Consider the following 22,676-nt stretch of genomic DNA (forward strand, 5'->3'; position numbering starts at 1 on the left):
ATTCTCAACTTTCCACCCCAATTCGTATGCGACTTCAGGCGGCAATCGCTCTTAGTGTTTTATTATCAATAAGTTATGCACTGGCAGACCCGATTTCAGTGTACTCGATTCAGTATACTGATAACCCTGACGGGTCATCTCCACTTGTAGGCCAGTCGGTAGAAGTAACAGGGCTTGTTTCCGGGGTGCGATTCGGCACCTCCCGGCTGCAGTACTTCCTTTCGGACCCGGGCGGAGGACCATGGAGTGGCATTCTGGTTTTCGACACTCAGGAACGCAATTTTCAGGTCGGCGATTCCGTAACTCTTCGCGCGACCGTGGCAGAAAGCGCCGGCCAAACAAGGTTAAATAGCCCTGAATTACTTGCAGGACCTTATGCCGGGCCGAGGACCATCGCCCCACATCTCTCCCTCTCTGGCAGCATCGAGGAACGGCACGAAGGGGTATTCGTTGAGCTGAGTAATGCCGTCGTGACAGAGATTACCGGCAGCACTTTCATCGTGAATGACGGCAGCGGACCACTGCGGGTGCGCGAGGGATTCGAGTTCGGATACGAGCCGTTCGTCGGCGACACACTGCAATACTTGCGCGGAATAGTTTCCTATCAGAGTAATGAGTTTGCGATCAACCCGCGTAATGACGCTGATTTCGGTTTCTTCTCAAACCGGCCGCCGATTATCACGAATGTCGGCCATACACCCGATCGTCCCACTGGGGTACAGCCTGTAACCGTGCGTGCGTCGATTAGCGATGATAATAACCAAGTCGCTGAAGCATTGGTGTTCTACAGATTCGGCCAAGCTGGTGACTTCTCAGCAGTGATGATGTACGACGACGGGCTTCATGGGGACGGTGCCGCACAAGATGGTGTATGGGGCGGCATTCTGCCTGCGGGGCCGGAGCGTTCCACCGCATACTACTATCTTTCCGTCCGCGATGCTGAGGGAGCACAGGCTCTTTCCCCTGCAAACGCACCAAGCCAAACTTATTCATATTTCGTGCGTTCTATCACGCTCTCGATTTTCGATATTCAGTACGTCGGCAGTCCGACGGGAGGTGACTCACCCTATAACGGACAGATAGTCACTTTAACAGGTATTGTTACGGGTTCGGGTTTTGACGGGGGAAGCTTTTTCATGAGTGACCCGGGCGGCGGACCTTGGTCAGGGGTGCTTGTGTTCAATCCCTCTTTGACTCCGGCGCAAGGTGACTGTGTTTCCGTCACGGCACGGGTGCAGGAGTATTTTGGGTTAACGGAGCTGTCCAGCGTATCGAATGTCACCGTGCTCGGAACCGGAGTAGTGCCGCCGCCGGATACTCTGTATGCGTCTATGCTGCCAGATTCTTCCGAGGCTTACGAAGGCGGGTTTGTTTACATCGGTCCATGCGTGGTAACGAACATCTCGAGTTTCGGGAGCTTTAACCAGTGGACCGTACGCGACGCATCGGGTGAAGGAGTCATTCTTGGCGATTTCGGACTGGAATATGTTCCTGCGCTGGGTGACAGCTTCACCTATATTCAAGGGTGTGTCGGCTTCAACAGCAATCCCGGACATATGATCGCTCCCCGATATGATGAAGACATGGGCATCATCGACCGCCGCGCACCGCAGTTGGTGAGTGTCTCCACCGTGACAGAGTATCGAGTGAATGTAAGATTCAATGAGCGGCTTGCGCCTTCCGTCGTGGATAACCTTGATCGATTCAGGATCGTTGAGGTTACCAATCCTGCTTTCCCCACCTTGCACGTACTCTCTGCGCAACTCTTTTCAGACAGCAAAACCATTCAGATCGAGACGATAGAGTCGATGCCCGCAACGGCCGCGTACGAGCTGACAGTCACGGAAATTTCTGACTTGGCCGGAAACGTGCTCGCGAGCGCCTCGTTTGGGTTTGGAGGCTACTTCCCAAATGAAGTCGTTGAGATCGCCGACATCTATAGCAACTTTGCGGCATTCAATCAGACGCGCGTCACCCTGCGCGGGGTTGTAAACTTTGTTCAAGATGTTACCACAAGCTCAGGTTCGCGGCGAATCTCAGCTTTCATACAGGATAACAGCGGCAGAGGCTTCAGCCTTTCGCAAACCGGCGCGGCAGGTACTTTTCCCGGAATTCGCCGCGGTAATCTAATCGAGATCACAGGGCTTGTCAATGAATTTGGGGGTGCCATCCAATTAGGTGAATTTGCGAGCGGCGCGAACTCTCCTGATGTCCGAGTGCTCTCAGAGAACATGCCCCTGCCTCAGCCCATCGAACTCCGCACAGGTGATTTGCGTGCACAAGCCGCAGTAGTTGCCGTCTCGGATCCAAATTTACGCGGTTCAGGAACATGGTGTCTGGCCACCGGCACCGTCTATCAGGTTGACGAAAATGTTGGTGGCGGGACGAACATCTTTATTGATGATGGCAGTGGAAATTTGACTGTCCGCGTCTGGAACTCCATGGAGTTAGACAGCGTGTATGACGACGGCCAGTGGATACCGCTTGGCGAGCTTGTCGGACATCGCGTGAGCATTGCAGGACCGTCTTCTACTTTCAATGGCGACTTCCAAATGCTCGCGGGCTACTCTGAGGATTTTACGGATCCGGATGCTACGGGTGCGCCGAGTGGCAGACTAATTCTGGAAGTTCCAAATCGACCGTTTGCACCTGACATTGGACAGACGCTGGAAATATTTTACGATGCGCCGCCGTTGGGAGCAGTGAGGCTGCGCCTATTCAATTTACGAGGACAGCTTGTGCACACTTTTGTGGACAAACGGGCCGGAGGCCCGCAATATATCGTCTGGAACGGGCGAAATGATCTTCGTGAGATTTTGCCTCTCGGCACGTACATCTTGCATCTTGAGTCCATCGAGAACGGGAGAACAGACTCCGTGACAAAACCTGTGGTTGTGGGGACACGCCTGTGATGCGAATTTTGATCACACTGTTCAGCGCGTTTTTCGCTTTGTCCTTACCTGCATTTGCGCAGTTAGTCTCGAATCCGCATCTTCCGACACCAGCCGCACAAGGCATGGGTGGTGCATTTACAGCCGCAGCTCGTGGCAGTGACGCAGTGCTGTGGAACCCCGCTGGTCTCGGGATGAGTCACGGAACAGGTGGTCGGCTCGCTTACCATCAACCCTACGGAACCGCCTTTCTTTCGCATCTTGCGGCGTCCGGATACACTTTTTTGCCCCGTAAGGCAGGGTCAATTGGTGTCGCCATACAGTCTTTGGGAACACGGCTTGGCGGAGAAACAATCTCAAGCGAAACGGAAATTTCTGTGGCTCACGGAGTCTTGCTGCAGGAAGACATTCATTCTGCGCTTAGCTTTGGCTATGCGCTTAAGCTGATTTCATGGGGATTAGGAGAGTCGGTGGAAGGCCCGTCCGGCAGTTATGATCTGGGAAGCTCGACGGTCTTCGGACTGGACGTCGGAGCCACAGCCAAGCTTTGGGATCGATTCTATCTCGCGGGAGCCTTTCACAACATTAATCATCCCCAGATGGGCGAATATTTGAAACGCGATTTGCCGCGCACAATGACGGCAGGTGTTCAGTATGAGCCGTACTATGGTGTGCGCACAACGTTTGACATTGAGCGCCGCCTTGATGCAGGAGCAGTGTTTAAGGCGGGTGGAGATCTTCAGGTTGTCAAGCCTTTCCACATTCGCGTCGGAGTGATGTCCAATCCGAACATCTTTACTGCCGGCTTCGGGCTTAACTACCGCGACTTGATAGTCGACTACGCACTGCTTTATCATCCGATACTCGCTCCTTCGCATACTTTCAGTGTTGGTTTCGACGTTCCAAGGAGTCTTGGCCAAATTTGGAAGCCAGCGTCGTGATGTCCATGCGATGGTTATTGTGCATTCTACTCGTTTGTTCGAGTATCGCAGCCGCTGACGAGCTGCTGGACTTGAATTTTGCGACCCGTGAGCAAATCGTCGCTTTGCCTATCACTCCAAAGCAGGCGGATGCGATTTGGGAACGCCTGCTGTATGAAGGTCCGTTTAAGAACCTCTACGAGCTGAATGATCTGCCCGAAATTGACGCAATCACTCTGAAGAAATTGCGATCACTCGTGCGGATCAGCCCACCTCGCCCGGGCGACGACCGCATGGACCGAATCGAGGACGCGTATTATCGTATCGAAACCCTCGGCACCGAGGAAGGTACGAATGTAGGGTTGGTCGATGAGTGGATCGACCGCATGCTGGAGCCGATGAACGTCAACGAAGCGACGCTCGATGAGTTGATGGACTTGCAAAATGTCTCGCCTGCAGACGCTGTGGCGATCCACAATCAAGTGAAATTGCAGGGCGGGATTCGTGGCGCGCGCGATTTGCGAGCGGTTCCGGGTTTGTCCTCCTGGGGATATCGCAATGCTCGAAACTATCTCTCTTACGACACAAGGGAGCTGCGCCGCGAATGGCACGGAGCCTACACATTTCGGGCATACGATACGCCGTTTTTCGCCGACGAGGAGCTCGCCATTGATCCTACGCTGCTGGTCGATCCCACCCCCGATGTAAGTCACAAACTACGTCTTAATTACGCAAGAGACTTCAAGGCAGGCGCGCTCTGGCACCGAAGCCTCGGAGAGAAGACGTCGTACTGGGATGTTGGTGGTGCACAGATTCCACAAATGAAGTGGTTCGCCGGTCTCGAAAAGAAGATGCTCGGGCCAGTGCGAATTGACCGTGCATATATTGGAAGCTACCAGATTTCGCTTGGGCAAGGCGTTGCGCTAGAGAGTGGCGATTACTTCAATCCCCGATACTCCGGCTTTGGGTTCGACAAGCGTTTAACGGGAATTGCTCCTGATCTTTCACGCTCTCGTGAGTTCACATTGAAGGGCGCGGCAGTTGAAGCGAGCTATGGGCGGTGGAAGGCTGTTAGTTTCTTGTCAAGTCAGAGAAAAGATGCGATATTGAATCCGGATGGATCGTTGAATCGCCTGATCACATTGGTACCACGTGACGATCAAGACATCTATCCAACGACGCAGGTTCTTCCCAGCGGCGACACAGTCCAAGTTTCCGCATTCGACGGCAAGCAGTCCATGCTTGACGCCGTTCGGGAAGTTGCTTACGGTGGAGAGCTTTCTTATCGGCCATTCGCGGGAACTTCGCTTGGTGTCATCGCGTCTGAGTTTGCGTATGATCGTCCGATCAAGCCTGATTTCGGGCAGGGCTACCAAGTGAACGCAACAACCAGCACGGGAAGAGACACCGTAGTTACTATCTATCCCGTCATCCATCCACTCGAGCGAGACGAAATTGCTGACAATCGGATCAACTCCGAGATTCTCAATGCGCATCGTTCTGACGTTGATGGATCGTTGTGGAGCGGAGCGCGAGGAGTCAGGCGGGTCTTTGGGATTGACTTGATGACGGTTGTCAGGAACTACACTTTTCAGTTTGAGTATGCGGAACTCGAGCAGTCAGGTGGCGTTCTTGGCATAGGTGATGATCCGCACGGCCTTGTCGCATCAGGTCACGTGCAATGGAACTCGCTGACCATGTTGGGTGTGTTTCGCGACTATTCGATCGGGTTTGACAATCCGTACTGCAGAAGTTTTGCAAATTACTCTCGTTACAACGGCACAACTTACGAAGACGAGTTTTATCTTGCTACACCCACATTTGCTCAGTTAGAGAGAAATTCGGCAGCTCCACAAGCTGAGACAGGTATCTATTTCGAGGCTCGCTACCAGATCTCGCGCCCCTTGCTTGTGGTCGCAGAGATTGACAATTGGACACGCGTGCCGGATCAAGCTGACTATTACCGCTGGGTTGGGAAGTTTACATATCGTCCCGTTTGGCCCATCGTGCTGAGGTTGAGGCAAAAGCTGCAAGGACGTTGGAATAGTGCTCCGACACAACCTGCAGGCTTCCAGACCTACGAGAATCGAGTCAACCTTGAGTATCGTTTGTCACGATTTAATGAGCTCGAGCTTATGTACGCCAGCGGATACACGAGGTTCACACCGCGACCACGTTTAATCGGTGAACCTGATCCCACCGGGCAGAGTCCGATCGACGCACAAACGGCTTCTCCGCAGGAGGCAGTCGGATTGGAGCTTACACACAATTTTTCGCATACGCTTAAGTTAAAGACTGCATGGCTGATGTACGACGGTTTTCTCTGGAACTTCGAGGACACAGAGTTTGTTGTCGTGGATGGCAAGTCTACACGCTGGTGGGTTTCACTGACAAATCGCTTCTCGAGCGCACTTACAGCCAGACTTAAGATCACTGGCGACAGCCCCGTCACAAAGACGTTTGTTCAAGCACGAGACGGAAATAGCTATCCGGATCCGATACCGGGGCGTGAATTCGCAGGGGACAACATCGTAAAACGCGCGTGGTCCTTCCGCGTGCAGCTTGACTATCTGTTTTGAGTGTTCCACCGCTCCCGAAGAAGAGCCTTGGTCAATGCTTCCTGACTGAACGGCGTTACGCTCAGGAAATCGTCGCGGCACTGCAGATACGTCCCGGAGATACGGTAGTAGAAATCGGTCCAGGTCGCGGGGTGCTCACCGAATTGCTAGTAGAATCACCCGCGCGAGTTATCGCGATCGAGATTGACGACCGACTGCAGGACTATCTTGCAAAGAAGTTTGGTGCAAGCGAGAACTTCTCTCTCGTTCATGCAGACTTCATGGATTTTGACCTTCAGTCAATTCGTGAGTTCGAGACTCTCAAGGTTGTCGGGAATCTGCCTTATCACCTTTCGAGCGGGATCATCTATCGGCTGCTTGAGCACAATCGACACGCTCGATTGGATACATCACTTCCATGGTTTTCGCTGGCGGTGATGATGATGCAACGCGAAGTCGCCGAAAGAATGGTTGCCCGTTCAGGGTCGCGGGTCTACGGAAAGCTCTCCGTCTTTGTGCAGGTTGAGGCTCTTACCGACCTTCACGTTATCGTTCCGGCGAGCGCCTTTCGGCCGACGCCGCAGGTTGACGGGGGTGTAGTTCGATTGGAATTTCTCAGAATCCCAGAAGTCTATCCGACTAACTACAAACTCTTTGAACGAATTATTCGCTTCGTGTATTCGCAGCGGCGCAAGATGCTCAAATCGACCCTTTCTCAATTAGCGGGCATCCATCCAAGCTGGCAGCGTGTCGAATTTGACTTTACGCGCAGACCGGAAACACTATCCGTTGAGGAGTGGTGCTCACTGGTCAACGCAATATCCCGAGAGTTGGAATAGTTGACACAATGAGCGAGCTGATACGCGATTCTGTCCTGGTCTTACGCGTAACACCCTTTAGCGAAAGCTCGGTTATTCTGAATGTATTCAGCAGGCTTCATGGCAAGCTTGGACTGTTAGCCAAGGGGGCACGTCGCAAAGTCAAGAATGGTTCAGCACTGGCAATCGAACCGTGTTATGAGCTGGAAGTCGTTTGGGGGCATAAATCTTCGCGTGAAGTTCAGATCGCGCACGAGATCACACTACTTCGTTCAAGGTATGCGCTACGCAACTCCCTTGAGCTTCTGGTGGTTGCTCACACAATCGCAGAGCTATTGCTACGATGCTTGAAGGACGAGGACCCGCATCCCGAGCTTTATGGCATCTCCCAGTCCGCGTTATCAATGTGTGAGTCGCGGGTGTTGAGGATCATGCCAGTCCTTTGGAAGTTTGAGCTGGAACTTCTGACGCAAATCGGTTTCACGCCGACTGAAATTGACATCAAAAGTGAATTCGGTTCACATTTGAGCTTGGAATCTGTCGCCATTTTGAGGAAACTACGGGATTCATCCATAGAGATGGCGGCCCGACTAAGGACTTCGCAACTTGCCGAACAAGAAATCACGATATGGTTCCGAAACTACTTTACTCGACACTTAGCTTTTCCTGCACAGTTGCGGTCGCTTGGTGCATTGAATTGGGCAAGAGTCAAACTTTCATGACAAACAACTAACATAGCGATGGCCTCTCAGAATCTCATGGACAAAGTCGTTAGCCTTTGCAAGCGCCGCGGCTTTGTCTACCAATCCTCAGAAATCTACGGCGGTCTGGCCTCGATATGGGACTACGGCCCACTCGGGGTCGCTCTGAAGAATAACATAGCCAACTATTGGTGGCGCGAGATGACCCAACTTCACGAGAATATCGTGGGCATCGATGCGTCCATTCTCATGCACCCGCAGGTCTGGAAAGCCTCCGGACATGTTGACGGTTTCGTTGATCCTTTAGTCGACTGTAAAAACTGCAAGGCGCGGTTTAAAGCCCAGGACCTCATCAAACAGTGGCGGACAAAGAAGAAACTCGGCGCGTTAATGGAGGGAGAGATTCGCGAGGGCGGAGAAGGAGATCTTCACGAGCTTGTCAAAGTCCGCTGGGCTGAGGCAACCTGCCCAACCTGCGGCACGACTGGGAATCTGACATCACCACGCTTGTTCAATCTAATGCTCAAGACGTTTCTGGGTCCTGTGGAAGAAAGCGCAGCAGTCGTTTACCTACGCCCGGAAACAGCCCAGGGCATTTACGTCAACTACTTGAATGTCCTGAATACTTCGCGGCTGAAACTGCCGTTCGGTATCGCACAAATCGGCAAGGCATTCCGAAATGAGATTACTCCCGGCAACTTCATTTTCCGCACGCGCGAGTTTGAGCAGATGGAGATGCAGTTCTTCGTTCGTCCTGAAGAGGCGACCGAATGGCTGATGAAGTGGCGCGACAAACGTTTCGACTATTACAGGAAGCTGGGCATTCGAGTTGAGAAACTTCGCTTGCACCAGCATACGCCGCAGGAGCTTGCCCATTACGCCGCTGATGCGTACGACATTGAGTATGAATTTCCGTTCGGCTGGCAAGAGATCGAGGGAGTCCACAATCGGACGGACTTCGACTTGAAACGCCATAGCGAGTTTTCCGGGAAAGATTTGAGCTACATGAATGAAGAAACAAAAGACCGTTTCACACCATTCATTGTCGAAACTTCTTCCGGCTTAAATCGAACTCTTCTTACCTGTCTTGTTGACGGGTACTACGAGGATACACAAGACGGGGAACCTCGAACCGTCCTGCGACTCGCTCCGGCCATTGCGCCTGTCAAAGCTGGCGTCTTCTCGCTTGTGAAGAAGGATGGGTTAGCGGAAATTGCGGATCAACTGGCAAATGACCTGCGAAAGGTCGGCACTGTTTTCACGGATCATTCTGGATCCATCGGCCGGCGCTACCGCAGGATGGACGAAATCGGGACGCCGTGGGGAGTGACGGTTGATTATCAGACAAAAGAGGATCAAACAGTCACCTTGCGAGATCGTGATTCGCTCGAGCAGCTGCGGGTTCGTATGGCCGAACTTCCTTCATTGCTCGCCACAAAGCTGGCCGCCAACTGATCAACCAATTCGCGCGAGTATCTAAGACTACCTACATGCTGTACGATGAAATGTGCCGACAAGGCAACTCGCTTTTCCGCTACAGGAGTTACCTGCCGCTGCTCCTTGTACCCCTGGGAATTTGGAACATTCTTCACTACAAGCGATACATTAGCGATAGTCACAATGTTGACCTGATGTTCGATCTTGCTTGCCTTGGACTCGGATTGATCGGTAGTGCAATTCGATTTGTATCCTTGGGATTTGCGCAAAGCGGCACTTCTGGAAGGAATACGCGAAGCGGTCAAGTTGCCGATGCCTTGAATGTGAAGGGGATGTATTCGCTGTGCCGTCATCCTCTTTACCTTGGGAACATGATTATCTACACGTCTGTCCTATTGTTCACAAAGTCGCCGTGGTTTGCGTCGGCAGGAGTGCTCGGACTCTACATCTACTACGAGCGAATCATCTCGACCGAAGAGTCATTCTTGCATAAGAAGTTTGGGGAAGCATACCGTACTTGGGCAAATACCGTCCCTTGTTTGATTCCGCGGTTTCGGGGATGGATAGCTCCCAGCCTGCCTTTTTCCTTTCGTGCAGGGTTACGGAGCGAAGCGTATTCACTGGCCGGGCTTGTCGTGACTTTCTATGTGCTGGATGCAATTGAGCACTATGTAATCGAGGGCCGCTTCCGAACTGATCTTGTCTGGGACGTGCTGCTGGGTTTGTCGCTCTTCATGTTTCTCGTCGTTCGTTTCATGAGAAAACATACACGCATTCTAAGTGAACCAGATGTCCGAATAGAAGCGTAGTTGCGCCTCGAATGCAATTGATGATAAGCAGAAGCCCGACCATTGGCCGGGCTTCTGCTTTTGTTTATCCGAGTCTGACTTACAAGTTGGGAACGACGTCCACCGTAACCGTCGCGATAACCTCGCGGTGCAGCTTGATAGGAACATTGAACTCGCCCAGATGTTTGATCGGCTCTTCGAGCTGAATTTTGCGGCGGTCTATTTCGTAACCCCGCTCCTTAATCAGCTCAGCGATATCAGCGGAGGTCACAGCCCCAAACATCCTATCTTCTTCGCCCACTTGAACGCCCTTGAGAAGCCGCAGTCCGTTGATCTGGGCATAAACGTCTCCGGCCTTTCGACGTTCTTTCAGGTCCCGCATCTGGAGTGTCTTGCGCTCTTGGTCAAGGCGCGCCAAATTTGATTTTGTCGCGGCAAACGCAATTCCACGCGGAATAAGGTAGTTTCTGGCATACCCGGGCTTGACTTGCACCAGATCGCCGATCTTGCCTAACGACTCATAATCTGTTCGCAAAATAACTTGCATGTGTCTATCTTGGTTATGGCTTGTTTAGTACGTAGTTCTGGAACGTGAAGTGTGTATGTTCACGCTCATCTTCGTCGTGCGGATGCGGGTGTTCTTCATCTTCATAGGAGTCAACATGCGCATGGTGCTCACTATCACCGAGATGATCGCGGCGGTTAAGGAATTGAATACGGCGCGCCTTTATCTCAACCCAGCTTCTCGTGGTGCCGTCCTCGTTGGCAAAACTTCGGCTTTGCAATTCTCCTTCAACCAACACAGCGCTGCCTTTGTGCAAATTCTCCTTGCAGCTTTCTGCAAGTTTGTACCAAGCGACAATGCCGATGAAACACACGTCTTCTTTGATCCGTCCGCTCGAATCCTTGAATTTTCGGTTCGACGCGATTGTAAAGTTCGCAACCGGCACGTCGGAGGTCGTCTTGCGAAAAGTGGGGTCCTTAATCAGGTTGCCCGCAATTATGACACAGTTGATATCCGGCATTTTGAATTCCGCCATACTCTCTCCCTCTTATTGCCACAAATACGTTTACGTGATACCGCGCCTCTCCCTGAAGGCGAGGATCATCATTCCGTTACGCCGGCTTATCGGCAGTAGGGTCTCCCGCTACGCCTGCCGTCTCCGTATCTTCATCCACAATATCCTCAATCTCGTCATCGATGGTTACATCCAGCACATCTGCTGCCATAGATGGCGTCGAATCCAATTCCGGTTCAACCTGCTTCGCTGCGCCCAAAGACGCGACCGATTCATCATCCACTTCAGGAACCCGTTCGGGATCAACGACTGTGACTAAATGGCGAAGCAATGATGTCGTCAAGTGTAACAAGCGGTCAAGTTCATGAGTCTCAGACGTCGCCAAATCGTAGACCGTCAGAACATACACTCCGTATTGGCGGTGACGGATTTCATAGGTAAGACGGCGCTTGCCCCAACGCTCCCAGCGACGGAACTTTCCACCGTGCGACTGCACCAAGTCGTGAATCTTTCGCAGATCATGCTCGATCTGCTCTGCTTCGACGTTTGAGTCGAAGATTAGAACAAGTTCGTAGGTCGTTATACGGCTCATTATGCTCCCTTTGGTCTTTGCGGCTTGCTGTGTTGCCTCCAACAAGCAGGGTTTATTATTAGTTTTCGGACGCGTTAAAGCGATTCATCGCTGCGTCCAATCCATATTCCAGCCAGTGCTCAATTGCATCCGCTCCGCGCGCAGCAAGTTCGTGAAAGGCGTCTAACTCCTTGCCGCGTAACTTGCGCAAAACCCAATAGGCGACATCCGCACCCGCTACACCACCCCCTACCCCGAGACGAAGGCGAGGAATGTCCTCCGTACCAAGTGTCTCGATAATCGAGCGTAACCCCTTCTGGCCACCTGGACCTCCTGCAGCGCGAATGCGCAACTTGCCAGACGGCAAATTGACATCATCACAAACCACTATCAACTGCCGGGGCTCAAGCTTGTGCCAGCGCAAAGCCGCAGACACAGGACGCCCAGAGAGATTCATGTAAGACAGCGGCAGAAGCAGCATTGCGTCGCGTGCCGGGAGGTTGGCAGACATGCTCTCAGGCACGGGTCCGCGCTTGAAACCAACTCCGACTCTTCTCGCAAGTTCTTCCGCAACGGCAAAACCAATATTGTGCGGCGTGTTGTCGTATTCGGAACCGGGATTGCCAAGTCCAACTACAAGCCGCATCATCCGTCAAACAGTCGCAGAGCGCGAGGAACTACTCCTCAACCTGCTTCTTCTCGCGAATTACTTCCGGTTCAGCTGCTGCACCTTCAACTCCGGCGCCAGCCTCCGCTTCCAACTCGGCCTTCTTGCCGCTCACGTGCGCTATGACCGATTGGGGGTCTCCATGAACGGTGATTCCCTCGATCGAGATATCCTGAATACGCACGGCGTCGCCGATATGGAGGTTTGTCACATCGACGTCAATATGACTGGGCATTGCATCAGGAAGACACTCTATCTCAAGTTCATATAGAATGACGTCGAGGATACCGTTCTCGGTCTTGACGCCGTAAGACACGCCGACGGCATGGACCGGAACACGCACTCTGATGCTCTGGCTCAAATCAACGCCCATCAGGTCAACGTGCAGAACTTCTCCAAACACCGGATGGCGCTGCACTTCGCGAATGACGCACGGCAGCGTCTGGCCGGAGACTCTCAAGTCAATCACGGCCGTTTCCTTACGAAGCAAGCGACCAAGCTCGATCGAGTCAAAAGACACGTGCTTGACTTCGTGCTTGGCGTTATAGTATACCCCGGGGATACGGCCACTTTTGCGAAGCTGGTGGCCTTTAGGCTCGCTCGGCTTGCGCGGTTCAGCGGAAAGAATTGCGTGCTCTGACATGGTTTGCTATAGGTGATTTTGAATGATCAATCGGTTGTACTGGATCCAGCCAACGCTTCAATTTCGCGTTGGTCAACCATTAGTTCACGCTCCTCGTCATGCGAGTCGAGGAACAGATGACTGATGGACTCTTCTCCGTGAATGCGGCGAATAGCTCCCGCGAACAATTTCGCGGTTGAGAGTTTGGAAATCTTGTGAAACTGATGTTCGCGTGGCGTGGGAAGCGTATCACATACCCACAAGCGAGTGATCTCGCTGGCTTCAATACGATCCACAGCGGCACCGGACAATACAGGGTGGGTTATCGCGCCGTAGATGTCCAGACATCCACGGTCTTTGAGCATCGCAATTGTCGCGGCAAGCGTTCCGGCAGTATCGACAATGTCGTCAACGATCAGGCAGTTCTTGCCGCGAACATCTCCAATCAGATTCAGTGCGACAGCTTGATTGGGTCCGGTCCGGAACTTGTCGACAATCACAAATTCCGTTTTCAAATAGTTGGCGTAGAAGCGCGCAAGCTTTGTAGATCCTACGTCAGGCGCAACGATAACGAGATTGGGCACCGGCTGAACCGAAAAAAGATCGATGAACAGCCGCGAAGCCATCAGATGATCAAAGGGAATGTTAAAGAACCCCTGAATCTGTGGTGCGTGCAGGTCCATCGTCAGAATGCGATGTATACCAGCGGCCTGCAAAAGATCGGCGACGAGTCTTGAAGTGATGGCGACACGGGGGCCATCTTTTCTATCCTGTCGTGCGTAACCGTAGTAGGGCACTACTGCCGTGATGCGAGCCGCGCTAGCGCGCTTGGCGGCATCCACCATGATAAGCAACTCAAGCAGGTTTTCAGCAGGCGGACATGTCGGCTGAATCAGAAAGACATCTCGGCCTCGGATGTTCTCCTCAAACTGCACTCCGATTTCGCCATCGGAAAACCGGCTAATCTTCACTTCGCCCAACGGCTGGCCTAGTCCGGCAGCAATTCGTTCGCCGAGCGCACGATGGGCCGTTCCGCTGAAGATCTTCAGTTTGTAGCTATCCGGCAATCACTCGCTCCGGGTTTGCGGCAGCGACCGTCGTTGTCATCACTCTATTTACCAAGCCCAACTCGCTGGGGCGGAAGGACTCGAACCTCCGAATGGCAGGACCAAAACCTGCTGCCTTACCAACTTGGCTACGCCCCAATACTTTCACTAAAACTCAATCCCTGGTGCTTAGGTGTCCATGCCCCGGAGCTACCGGTCTGACAGCTGCTTCATCCGAAAGTCGTTTGAACTCTTCCAGAATCTGCGTCTCAATCTGGCGGCGAAACTCATTGGTGATTGGATGGGCAATGTCCTTGTACGTGCCGTCTTCGAGTTTGCGGCTTGGCATGCACACGAACAATCCTTCCTTGCCTTCAATAATCTTCAGCCCTCGAACGACGAAGACATCGTCAAACGTAATGTTCACGAATGCCTTCAACTTGTCCTCGTCCCGAAGGTTAATGTGAATCTCCGTAATGGTCACAACACAACCCTCTGCTTCCCATGCGAGAATGACCTATCCCAATGTCTTTCGAGTGCGAGCCACGGCGCGGCTCATCGTGACACGCACTTTCTCACGGGCAAGTTTGTGAGCAGCCTCACTTGCCTGTTCTTGGCTTTCAAAAACCCCGAAAACGGTAGAGCCGCTTCCCGAGAGCAGGGCGTACCTTGCCCCCGCCTCAAGAAGCTGGTCTCGGATTAGCCGGAGTGCCGGAACCTTGTGGAAAACTATAATTTCCAAATCGTTAAGAGGGGATGTTTCAGGGTATACCCCGCCCTTTTCGGCAAGCTGCAGAGGACTAAATATAACATTCTTCTCCACTTCTGTCAAGCGCTGCTGAAACTCGGCGAAGACGTGGGCTGTTGACGAACCGTAGGGGGGTGTGACGAGAAGGAACACTCCTTCAGCGCGCCCTTCCAGTGGTGTGACAATATCTCCCCGTCCATTTGCCCTTGCCAGCCCGCCTGTCAGGAAGAACGGGCAGTCCGCTCCAAGCTCCCGAGCAAGAGGCATCAGGCTTGAGAGTGGCCAAGAAAGTCCCCAAAGGTGATTCAGACCGATAAGAGCTATGGCGGCATTAGACGACCCGCCTCCCACCCCACCCTGGATTGGGAGGCGCTTATGGAGCACTACTGACCCCGTCAAAGGCAACGATCCAGCCCTCGCAAGCAGCCGCGCAGCCCGAACCACAAGATTTGAATCGTCTGAGGGCAGATCTGCGCCCTCCGTTCTGACGGTGAACTCACGCGACTGGCGGAATTCGAGCTCGTCGTACCAGTCCAACTCCTGAAAAACTGTCTCCAGCTCGTGGTAACCGTCTTCCCGCTTGCCGAGCACGCGCAGCGAAAGGTTGACTTTTGCAGGCGATCTCAGAGCAAAGCCATCTGAGAGTTCCGTGTAATCAGGATACGACAGTGTGAACGGGGGCGTCATGCGGATGAGGTGAAATAAGACGGCTCCGCACATGATTCTGTACGGAGCCACTTTGTGAAAGCAGAACTTTGCGTCAGGTCATCTCGGAAACATCAGAAGAAGAGCGCTGCGTGCTGTGATCCCGCGATACTTTGCGCTTTTTCTTCTTTGCTCCGGATTCTGAACCGTAGTAGTAATAATACTGGTAATAGTGGAAGTAGTAATAATAGGACCCGTACATCTTCTTAATGTCCAGTCCATTCAACACCACGCCCAAAACATGTGAACCAACATTCTGAATCAGGTTGATCGCCCGCTTCAACTCGGAACGACCAGTCATCCCGGAACTTACGACAACGATAGTCGCGTCGGCACGTGTGGTCAAAATTGCTGCATCAGTAACAGCGACGACGGGGGGGCTATCCAGCAGCACAATATCGTACCGCGCGCGCGCCTCATCCAGAAATGCCTTCATACGCTCTGAACCAACCATTTCGGCAGGATTTGGAGGAATATCGCCTGCCGTAATCAAATCCAGATTCTCAACCTCCGTACGCTTGATCACATCGTTGAATGACAAGGATCCTATCAATACGTTCGTGAGGCCATACATCCTGTCAACATTGAAGAAATTGTGCAGCGTCGGCCTGCGCAGGTCGCTGTCAACAAGCAGAACACGAGATCCCATTTGCGCAAACGTCGTCGCCAAATTGACGCAGGTTGTGGACTTTCCTTCCTTCGTCGCCGACGACGTCATCAATATCACACGTTTCGGGTTGTCTATATCGGAAAACTGAATGTTGGTCCGCAAACTCCTGTAAGCTTCGCTGATTGGCGACTTCGGCGAGAACTTTGTGATCATCTTCGACTCTAACCGAACTTCGTCGGCTCTCGTCAAAGACTTGCCTTTGCGCTTCATGCGACGGCGAATCTCGTCAACGTTCACTACAGGTATCGTTCCAAGCGGAGTCAAGCCCATTCGCTCAAGCTCTTCAGGCGTCTTAATTGTATCATCCAGAAGATCGATCAGCAACGTTATGCCAACTCCGAGCGCGAGACCAAAGAGCATCCCGAAGAGAATGTTGAGTTTCTTGCGCGGCTTAACCGGCTCTTCCGGCGGCTTGGCAGTATCCACGATCTCTACACCTGCAGACTTAGCTGCCTCGCTGATACGCGCTTCCTCATACTTCTCGTTAAGAATCAAATATAATTCTTCGTTAAGCTTTCGGTCACGGGTCAGCCGAGCCAGCACGAGAGTCTTTTCGGGCAATTGCTCAAGCTGGTAGTCAATGTTCGAAATTGCAGCGCGAAGTGCTTCGGCCCGGGCCGTCAGCGCTTTAATCTCAACTTCGCTCTTCAGAATATTGTCAAAGAGCTCCTGCGATGTCTTCAGCGGCTGAATTGACCCGCCAGATCCGGCAATCTTGCGAACTTCCTCAACGAGTTTGCCTTTGATCGTCTCGATCTCGTTCTCGAGAGCCTGAATGGTAACATCGGTGCCCGGCCCTGGATTGGACACGAGCGAAGCGAGACGGCTTTGCTTGTCTGCAATTTCCCGTTGAAGCGTTTCAATAATCGGGCTTGTGACGTTAGTCATGTCCTCGACCAACGCCCCGCGAACATCCTCAAGCTGACTTTTCAGATAGTCTTTTCTTCGAAGCTCGGCATTCAGGTCACTCTCAGTGGCGTTGTACAAAGCATGCATATCCGCGGACTGCGTGACCAAGTTTCTTGATTCCTCGTCCAAGGCGGCGACGCCACGACTCTCTTTATACGATCGCTCCAGTTCCTCGGACTGGGAAAGCTGATCGCGAACGACTTCAAGCTGCTGCTCAAGAAACTGCCTAATTTCGGAGACTTCACCACGAGCACTACGTAATTTGTAACGATAATACTCTTCAGCAATCGCATTGGCAAGGAATGCCGCTTCAAAGGCGGAGTGCGCTCGAACCGATACACGTAGAATGTCGGTATCCTTCAAGTTCTCCACACTGGTATTAAACCTCAGCATTCGAACACGATCATCAAAAGTTATCGTGTTCCCTTCCATATCAACTTCCCGCATGATTTCGAGTTCGCTGCGATACGGAGAGTCTGCCAGCGAGCGAAGCACATCCTCGGCTATGCGCCTGCTGCGCAGCAACTCCGTCTCATTCAAGTTTCTCGTCTTTCGATATGGAAGCGGCTCAGTATTGAGTATTGACGCGTCTACCGGATCCACATCCAGAATCAGCATGCTTGCCGATGCAGTGTATACGGGCTGCATTCGATACGTCAGGTATGTCGTTGCGGCGACGACCGCAAAAAAGCAGCCAATGATAATCCAGCGGCCACGGAACAAGACGCGGAAATACTCGGAGAATCGATTCTGGGATTCCTGAAAACTCAAGTTTACCTCTATTCTTAAGGCGAACTACCGCTAACGGTTCTAACTTCGGTGACTCCCGCGCTTTGGTGATCCACGTCTACAGGAGTCTGAAATGACAGTCCATATTTCCAGAAGAATGCCAGTCCCATGATTGTCAACGGCAAGTAGTTCAAAGCGTGAAGCAGGACGGCAAACGCCGCTGCGCGGTCACCCGGTACCTGAAAAAGACTAAGTCCCAATACCGCAACACCGTGATACGTCCCAACGGCGCCCGGTGCACCCGGAATTACAAACCCGATTGTAGTGACTACCAGCATGACCAGCACCGAACCCACCACGTCTTTATAGATCAGCGGATACTCCGGGCCAGTCAGTCTGACAGCCGCCATCACCAGATAAACCATGATTGCGTACATCGCCCATAGCACCAGTGAAGAAATCGCAAGCTTCCATGCTAACTCCCTCCGCCCCATCACGCCCAAACCAGCACTGAACGTGGAAAGAACAGTGAGAATCTTGCTGCCAAGTCTTGAAGGCAGAACGCTCAGCACTTTGCCTGTCCACTTCAGTGCGCGAGTGCGGTCAACTCCCAGCCACACACAGAATCCACCCAGAACAAACGCGGCGGCCGACAGTAAGTACGCAGCACTCCGCAATCTATCAGGGAGCGGATAAATAATCAGTGCGGCGCCAATATATGGCACCATGTACACAAGATCAATCAGTCTCTCGGCGACAATCGTTCCAAAAGCTGCCGACCGTGACATGCCGGTCAATTGATTGACGACTTGCGCGCGGTAGACTTCCCCCAGTCGCATTGGAAGAAGATTGTTTGCCATGTAGCCAATCGTCATCGTGCCAAAAGTCGGAACCAACCTTATGCTCGTCAATGTATTCAAGGTCAGCTGCCAACGCCAAGCACGGATAAAAAGCGTCGTAAAAAAGAACACCCCCGCGATGAGGATATACTTCCACTCCGCATGAGCTATTGCGCTACCTAACTCAGCAAGGTTGAACCGAGGGTAGCCAAAGAGCGCTTCGGCAATCCCCATCTTTCCTGTCAACAGATCCCCGAACTTCGGCTTGAATGCCGTCAGAAAGAGAAAGAATCCACTGATGCCGAGGCTGACCAGAATCCGAGTTAGTTTCTTATTCATGCAATAATCAGAAGCTATCTGGTTCTGAAGTCAATTCGATTTTCGGCTGGAACCGCGGGTGGAGAGAATAACGACGTATCCAGCCTCACAGACTCCTGCCACATGAGAATTTCGTAACGGCTGCTCACACCATCCTCACCCACAAAGCGAATCTCCTTGGGTACACGCTTGCTTCCAGAAAATACCATTTCGACTTCCCCCGTTACTTGCGGAGACGCAGCATCAAGAACAAGAATTGTGTCACCACCAGCTTCGATCAATCGATGCGGCAGCAGTTCCCGGTCAAGACTAAGGAGTATTGCCTCGGGAGACCACTCAGAGCGTCCCAGTGCATCCTCAATCAAGAGTGTCTGCTGTCCCTTCAAGAGTCTCCACTGCATGCTGCCAACTTCGCAGTGAGTCCACTCCGGCGTGTCATGATAGAATGCGTCAGGTCGACGAAAAACCAGCCGACCTTCAAGTCCTCCTTCCGGGAAATCCGATCCAGTGGCACGGTATCCGATTTCCAGCGAAGGCAAAGAACGCAAATGCCGTTCCACGTCGGCGTAGAACTCATTAGCTCGAGTGTCCGCCCAAACGGGAACGGCCAGGGTCAGGAATAGTACTGTCAGCTTATGAAAGTTGTTCAAGGTCCATCAAGGTTTGTTCATCGGCTAGCACTGCGCGTGCCTTTGATCCATCGAAGGGGCCGACGATACCGGCGCGTTCGAGCTGATCGATCAAGCGAGCAGCTCGGCTATACCCAACTTTTAGCCTGCGTTGCAATATCGAAACACTTCCTTGCCCAGTTCGCACGACAATCTTTGCCGCTTCAAGGAAGAATGGGTCGCGACCTTCCAGAATGGGATCGGAAGTATCAGAACCTTCGCGATCCTCCTGCGGATCCTGAGGGAGCACCAGTTTGTTTCTCGGCGATGGCTGCATTCGGATATGCGAAATCACACGTGCTATCTCTTTTGATGTAAGAAGCGCGCCCTGCACGCGTTGCGGTGCCGGTTCTTCCGGATGCTGGAACAGCATATCCCCTTGACCCAGAAGCATTTCCGCTCCATTCGTATCCAGAATCGTGCGAGAGTCAACCTTCATGGCAACTCTAAAGGCAATTCGCGCAGGGAAATTTGCCTTGATCACACCTGTAATTACGTCGACGGAAGGCCGCTGAGTTGCGACAACAAGATGTATTCCTACAGCGCGAGCAAGCTGTGCGAGGCGCGCGATTGGTTCTTCCACTTCCCGCTGCGCAGTGACCATCAGATCCGCAAGTTCGTCAATAATAACGACAATGTACGGAAGGATTCGGTCCCCTTCGCGTGGGGCTTCGCGTACCATCGAGTTATACTCAGCTAAGTGACGTGCTCCGCGTTCTGCAAGTAGATCGTAGCGTTGCTCCATTTCAACCAAGCAGCTTCGCAGCACTTTGACGGCTTCGTCAGGCTTTGTAACGACGTACTCGCTTAGATCCGGTCGGTGTGTAAGATGGTGATTTCGAAGCTCGTTGTATGCCGAGAGCTCGAGCTTCTTCGGATCAATCATCACGAACTGAACCTCTTCTGGCGTTGCGCGGAGGAGAATCGAAGTGATAATTGCGTTTACACAAACCGACTTGCCGGAACCAGTTGTGCCGGCTATCAGCAAGTGAGGGAGCGCGCCAAGGTCGGCTGTCAAAATCTCACCATTCACAGTTCGACCAAGAGCGATCGTCAGTTTCGAAGGCGATGAATGGAACTGCGGCGATTCAACGACTTCTCGAAACGTCACGAGAGCCGGCTTAGGATTCGCCATTTCAATTCCGACGGCCGCTTTGCCGGGGATGGGAGCGAGGATTCGCAATCCCCGAGCCTGCAATGCCAAGGCAATGTCATTCGCCAGTGCTTCGATTCGTGAGACTTTCACGCCGGGTGCCGGCGCAAGCTCAAACTGAGTAATTACAGGTCCGGGATTTACCTGAGTGACACTTGCTTTGACACCAAATGTTTCAAGGCTTTTTTCGAGCAAATAGGCGTTATGCTGTTGCTCTTCCTGAGACATCCCCCCTACCCGATCGGCCGGCGGACTGTTAAAACAATCTGCTGATGGATAAACGTATCCAGTCAAGTCATCCATCGGCATGACAAGCTGAGTTGCCGGCCTCTCGACCGCCCGTCGCGCACCAGTGAGCGGGTCAATCTCTTCGTTGAGATTATGAGCTACTTTGCCCGGACGACCGTCGGCCTGTGCAGATTGCGGCAGTATCTCACCATCACGCTGCGGGATAGGAAGCTCAATGTGACGATCGATGTCGATTTCTTGAACGGACGGTTCACGATTGCTATGTTTGCTCAGGAGTGATCGAATCCAGCGCCAGGCAGGAACAACAGAAGGCAAGGGTAGGTTTCGCGCTCGGCCAGCTAATTGAGCAGTCTGCTCAGCGCGACGCTCCACCCATTCTGCAAACCCTGCGATCGTCATCGACAACCCAACAAACAAGAGTACAAACATCAACAGGAAGGCGCCGATGCGTCCAGTCAACAGGATGAGTTGACCTGTAGCCCAGTAGCCAAACTGTCCAGAATGAACATAATAAGTCGAAGGAGAATCACGATGAATGAACTCACCAAGCACTCCGATACTCGTTGAGCTCCAAAGGCCCAAAGCAAATAGCCAAACAGATAGAATCAGTGCACTTCGTGCCGAGTGCCGACGTAGGATTGTCCAGCCCCAAATCAAAAGAAGCAGCGGGAATACCACTGCGGGCCACTGTCCCAGAAACAATGGCCCCATCAGCGCAGACATGTACTCGCCAAAGCGTCCGGCTGCATTCTCTGGATGCGAGCTGAAGTCACGATATGGGTAGTCATTCATCGAGTGACTCGCCATCGCAACAAACAAAAGCACACCCAAGCATAACAACACCAGTCCGCCTACCACAGGAGCGGCGGACCGAGTTGGCTCAGCTTTTTGGCCAGGATTCCTACGTACTGCCATTTGTCTTCGGTAACCTGATTTTGCCTTCTATGAGTACCGGCACGACTTGATGAGAATCCACTTTCGCGCAGTGGTCAAGGTCATCAGCATATCCAATTGACGCTAAATACCTTCCGTGAAAACAACTGCGCACGACTTCACGGATTTGAGATCTGTAGTATCGAAAGAGATCGAGCGCGGCCTGCGAGCCGTCGTGATCCTGAGCTGCGCCCGGCCCAGACACGCCCTCAACGATTTTCCCCGCACAAACAAAGTCTTCGAGTGAGAACTTGCCATGTCGCCCCGAGCAGATAATGGACACATCCCTTTGGAGGCCACGCGCTGCGGCAACCGCAGACGAAAAGTTGTTGAACCCAGCAACCAGCACATGGTCGGCGGTCTTGCATCGAACCAACGCCGGCGCGCCGTTTGTCGAGGAAAATACAATCGTGCGACCACCGATTCGTTCGGGCGTGTACTCAAACGGCGAATTCCCGAGATCAAATCCCTCAATAAGCTTGCCGTCGCGTTCACCCCCGAGAACCAAGTCGCTTCGACCGGCTTTGATCGCAAATTCGCCTGCTTCCGCAGGTGATGTAACCGGAACAACTTCTCGCGCACCGTTGCTGATCGCTTGGATGATCGTCGACGAGGCTCGGAGCACATCAATGACGATTGCAGTCGTGCCGCGGACATCATCTTCGCTCCACTCGCGCGGAGTGGCAAAGACCTTAACCTTCAGCATGTGTTTCCACC

Annotated in this window: 20 protein-coding genes and 1 tRNA gene; 7 read left to right on the forward strand and 14 right to left on the reverse strand. The window is 52.7% G+C overall.

Annotation, left to right across the window (positions count from 1 at the left end; translation table 11 throughout):
* Positions 1–26: 26 nt before the first annotated feature.
* From KJZ99_08710 to KJZ99_08740, 7 genes are read left to right on the forward strand one after another with little or no spacing between them, the layout of a single operon-like run.
* Positions 27–2,912: a hypothetical protein gene (locus KJZ99_08710; protein ID MCL4305981.1), complete on the forward strand. Its 2,886-nt coding sequence runs from the start codon at positions 27–29 to the stop codon at positions 2,910–2,912.
* On the forward strand, positions 2,912–3,832 hold the full coding sequence (locus tag KJZ99_08715) for a hypothetical protein (GenBank protein MCL4305982.1): 921 nt from the start codon (positions 2,912–2,914) through the stop codon (positions 3,830–3,832). Before KJZ99_08710 ends, KJZ99_08715 begins: the two co-directional genes overlap by 1 nt.
* A complete protein-coding gene (locus KJZ99_08720; protein ID MCL4305983.1) occupies positions 3,814–6,390 on the forward strand; it encodes a hypothetical protein in 2,577 nt (858 codons plus the stop codon). Before KJZ99_08715 ends, KJZ99_08720 begins: the two co-directional genes overlap by 19 nt.
* Positions 6,387–7,208: a ribosomal RNA small subunit methyltransferase A gene (gene rsmA / locus KJZ99_08725; GenBank protein ID MCL4305984.1), complete on the forward strand. Its 822-nt coding sequence runs from the start codon at positions 6,387–6,389 to the stop codon at positions 7,206–7,208. The genes KJZ99_08720 and rsmA overlap by 4 nt, the downstream gene beginning before the upstream one ends.
* Before the next feature lie 8 nt (positions 7,209–7,216).
* Positions 7,217–7,909 (forward strand): DNA repair protein RecO, encoded by a 693-nt coding sequence (gene recO, locus KJZ99_08730; protein ID MCL4305985.1) that lies wholly within the window; start codon positions 7,217–7,219, stop codon positions 7,907–7,909.
* Between the two features lie 18 nt (positions 7,910–7,927).
* Positions 7,928–9,343, forward strand: a complete 1,416-nt coding sequence (locus KJZ99_08735) for a glycine--tRNA ligase (GenBank protein ID MCL4305986.1) — start codon at positions 7,928–7,930, stop codon at positions 9,341–9,343.
* Positions 9,344–9,378: 35 nt separating this feature from the next.
* The gene (locus KJZ99_08740; GenBank protein MCL4305987.1) at positions 9,379–10,134 is read left to right on the forward strand and encodes a DUF1295 domain-containing protein; all 756 of its coding nucleotides are present in this window, start codon (positions 9,379–9,381) and stop codon (positions 10,132–10,134) included.
* 79 nt (positions 10,135–10,213) lie between these two features.
* Here KJZ99_08740 and rplI read toward each other — a convergent pair whose 3' ends face one another.
* The 14 genes from rplI to KJZ99_08810 form a co-directional block, all read right to left on the reverse strand.
* A complete protein-coding gene (gene rplI, locus KJZ99_08745) occupies positions 10,214–10,660 on the reverse strand; it encodes a 50S ribosomal protein L9 (protein ID MCL4305988.1) in 447 nt (148 codons plus the stop codon).
* A 13-nt stretch (positions 10,661–10,673) separates the two neighbouring features.
* Positions 10,674–11,153: a single-stranded DNA-binding protein gene (locus tag KJZ99_08750; GenBank protein ID MCL4305989.1), complete on the reverse strand. Its 480-nt coding sequence runs from the start codon at positions 11,151–11,153 to the stop codon at positions 10,674–10,676.
* Between the two features lie 76 nt (positions 11,154–11,229).
* Positions 11,230–11,724 carry a 30S ribosomal protein S6 gene (gene rpsF, locus KJZ99_08755; protein ID MCL4305990.1) on the reverse strand — a complete coding sequence of 165 codons (495 nt, stop codon included), beginning with the start codon at positions 11,722–11,724 and terminating at the stop codon, positions 11,230–11,232.
* Between the two features lie 58 nt (positions 11,725–11,782).
* Entirely contained in the window at positions 11,783–12,349 is a 567-nt protein-coding gene (gene pth / locus KJZ99_08760) for an aminoacyl-tRNA hydrolase (GenBank protein MCL4305991.1), read from the reverse strand.
* Positions 12,350–12,380: 31 nt separating this feature from the next.
* Positions 12,381–13,013, reverse strand: a complete 633-nt coding sequence (locus KJZ99_08765) for a 50S ribosomal protein L25 (GenBank protein ID MCL4305992.1) — start codon at positions 13,011–13,013, stop codon at positions 12,381–12,383.
* Between the two features lie 26 nt (positions 13,014–13,039).
* The gene (locus tag KJZ99_08770; protein MCL4305993.1) at positions 13,040–14,059 is read right to left on the reverse strand and encodes a ribose-phosphate pyrophosphokinase; all 1,020 of its coding nucleotides are present in this window, start codon (positions 14,057–14,059) and stop codon (positions 13,040–13,042) included.
* 65 nt (positions 14,060–14,124) lie between these two features.
* Positions 14,125–14,197: transfer RNA gene (locus KJZ99_08775), tRNA-Gln, on the reverse strand.
* A 16-nt stretch (positions 14,198–14,213) separates the two neighbouring features.
* Positions 14,214–14,522 carry a septation protein SpoVG family protein gene (locus KJZ99_08780; protein MCL4305994.1) on the reverse strand — a complete coding sequence of 103 codons (309 nt, stop codon included), beginning with the start codon at positions 14,520–14,522 and terminating at the stop codon, positions 14,214–14,216.
* A gap of 33 nt (positions 14,523–14,555) precedes the next feature.
* Positions 14,556–15,473, reverse strand: a complete 918-nt coding sequence (ispE, locus tag KJZ99_08785; GenBank protein MCL4305995.1) for a 4-(cytidine 5'-diphospho)-2-C-methyl-D-erythritol kinase — start codon at positions 15,471–15,473, stop codon at positions 14,556–14,558.
* A gap of 73 nt (positions 15,474–15,546) precedes the next feature.
* A complete protein-coding gene (locus KJZ99_08790; protein MCL4305996.1) occupies positions 15,547–17,841 on the reverse strand; it encodes a polysaccharide biosynthesis tyrosine autokinase in 2,295 nt (764 codons plus the stop codon).
* Between the two features lie 14 nt (positions 17,842–17,855).
* Positions 17,856–18,977: a flippase-like domain-containing protein gene (locus KJZ99_08795; GenBank protein ID MCL4305997.1), complete on the reverse strand. Its 1,122-nt coding sequence runs from the start codon at positions 18,975–18,977 to the stop codon at positions 17,856–17,858.
* A gap of 14 nt (positions 18,978–18,991) precedes the next feature.
* Complete coding sequence (locus KJZ99_08800) at positions 18,992–19,606, reverse strand: hypothetical protein (protein MCL4305998.1); 615 nt, start codon at positions 19,604–19,606, stop codon at positions 18,992–18,994.
* On the reverse strand, positions 19,590–21,941 hold the full coding sequence (locus KJZ99_08805) for a DNA translocase FtsK (GenBank protein ID MCL4305999.1): 2,352 nt from the start codon (positions 21,939–21,941) through the stop codon (positions 19,590–19,592). The genes KJZ99_08800 and KJZ99_08805 overlap by 17 nt, the downstream gene beginning before the upstream one ends.
* The gene (locus KJZ99_08810) at positions 21,928–22,665 is read right to left on the reverse strand and encodes a 2-phosphosulfolactate phosphatase (protein ID MCL4306000.1); all 738 of its coding nucleotides are present in this window, start codon (positions 22,663–22,665) and stop codon (positions 21,928–21,930) included. Before KJZ99_08810 ends, KJZ99_08805 begins: the two co-directional genes overlap by 14 nt.
* Positions 22,666–22,676 lie beyond the last annotated feature (11 nt).

The sequence above is a fragment of the bacterium genome, assembly GCA_023382385.1.
Taxonomy (GTDB): Bacteria; Electryoneota; RPQS01; order RPQS01; family RPQS01; genus JABWCQ01.

What these genes read in the sequence shown, in the direction of transcription:
- rplI (MCL4305988.1), bottom strand. Translation starts at nt 10,660, where the DNA reads ATGCAAGTTATTTTGCGAACAGATTATGAGTCGTTAGGCAAGATCGGC.
- KJZ99_08810 (MCL4306000.1), bottom strand. Translation starts at nt 22,665, where the DNA reads ATGCTGAAGGTTAAGGTCTTTGCCACTCCGCGCGAGTGGAGCGAAGAT.
- ispE (MCL4305995.1), bottom strand. Translation starts at nt 15,473, where the DNA reads ATGACGCCCCCGTTCACACTGTCGTATCCTGATTACACGGAACTCTCA.
- recO (MCL4305985.1), top strand. Translation starts at nt 7,217, where the DNA reads ATGAGCGAGCTGATACGCGATTCTGTCCTGGTCTTACGCGTAACACCC.
- KJZ99_08740 (MCL4305987.1), top strand. Translation starts at nt 9,379, where the DNA reads ATGCTGTACGATGAAATGTGCCGACAAGGCAACTCGCTTTTCCGCTAC.
- KJZ99_08795 (MCL4305997.1), bottom strand. Translation starts at nt 18,977, where the DNA reads ATGAATAAGAAACTAACTCGGATTCTGGTCAGCCTCGGCATCAGTGGA.
- rpsF (MCL4305990.1), bottom strand. Translation starts at nt 11,724, where the DNA reads ATGAGCCGTATAACGACCTACGAACTTGTTCTAATCTTCGACTCAAAC.
- KJZ99_08715 (MCL4305982.1), top strand. Translation starts at nt 2,912, where the DNA reads ATGCGAATTTTGATCACACTGTTCAGCGCGTTTTTCGCTTTGTCCTTA.
- KJZ99_08750 (MCL4305989.1), bottom strand. Translation starts at nt 11,153, where the DNA reads ATGGCGGAATTCAAAATGCCGGATATCAACTGTGTCATAATTGCGGGC.
- KJZ99_08805 (MCL4305999.1), bottom strand. Translation starts at nt 21,941, where the DNA reads ATGGCAGTACGTAGGAATCCTGGCCAAAAAGCTGAGCCAACTCGGTCC.
- KJZ99_08710 (MCL4305981.1), top strand. Translation starts at nt 27, where the DNA reads ATGCGACTTCAGGCGGCAATCGCTCTTAGTGTTTTATTATCAATAAGT.
- KJZ99_08735 (MCL4305986.1), top strand. Translation starts at nt 7,928, where the DNA reads ATGGCCTCTCAGAATCTCATGGACAAAGTCGTTAGCCTTTGCAAGCGC.
- pth (MCL4305991.1), bottom strand. Translation starts at nt 12,349, where the DNA reads ATGCGGCTTGTAGTTGGACTTGGCAATCCCGGTTCCGAATACGACAAC.
- KJZ99_08765 (MCL4305992.1), bottom strand. Translation starts at nt 13,013, where the DNA reads ATGTCAGAGCACGCAATTCTTTCCGCTGAACCGCGCAAGCCGAGCGAG.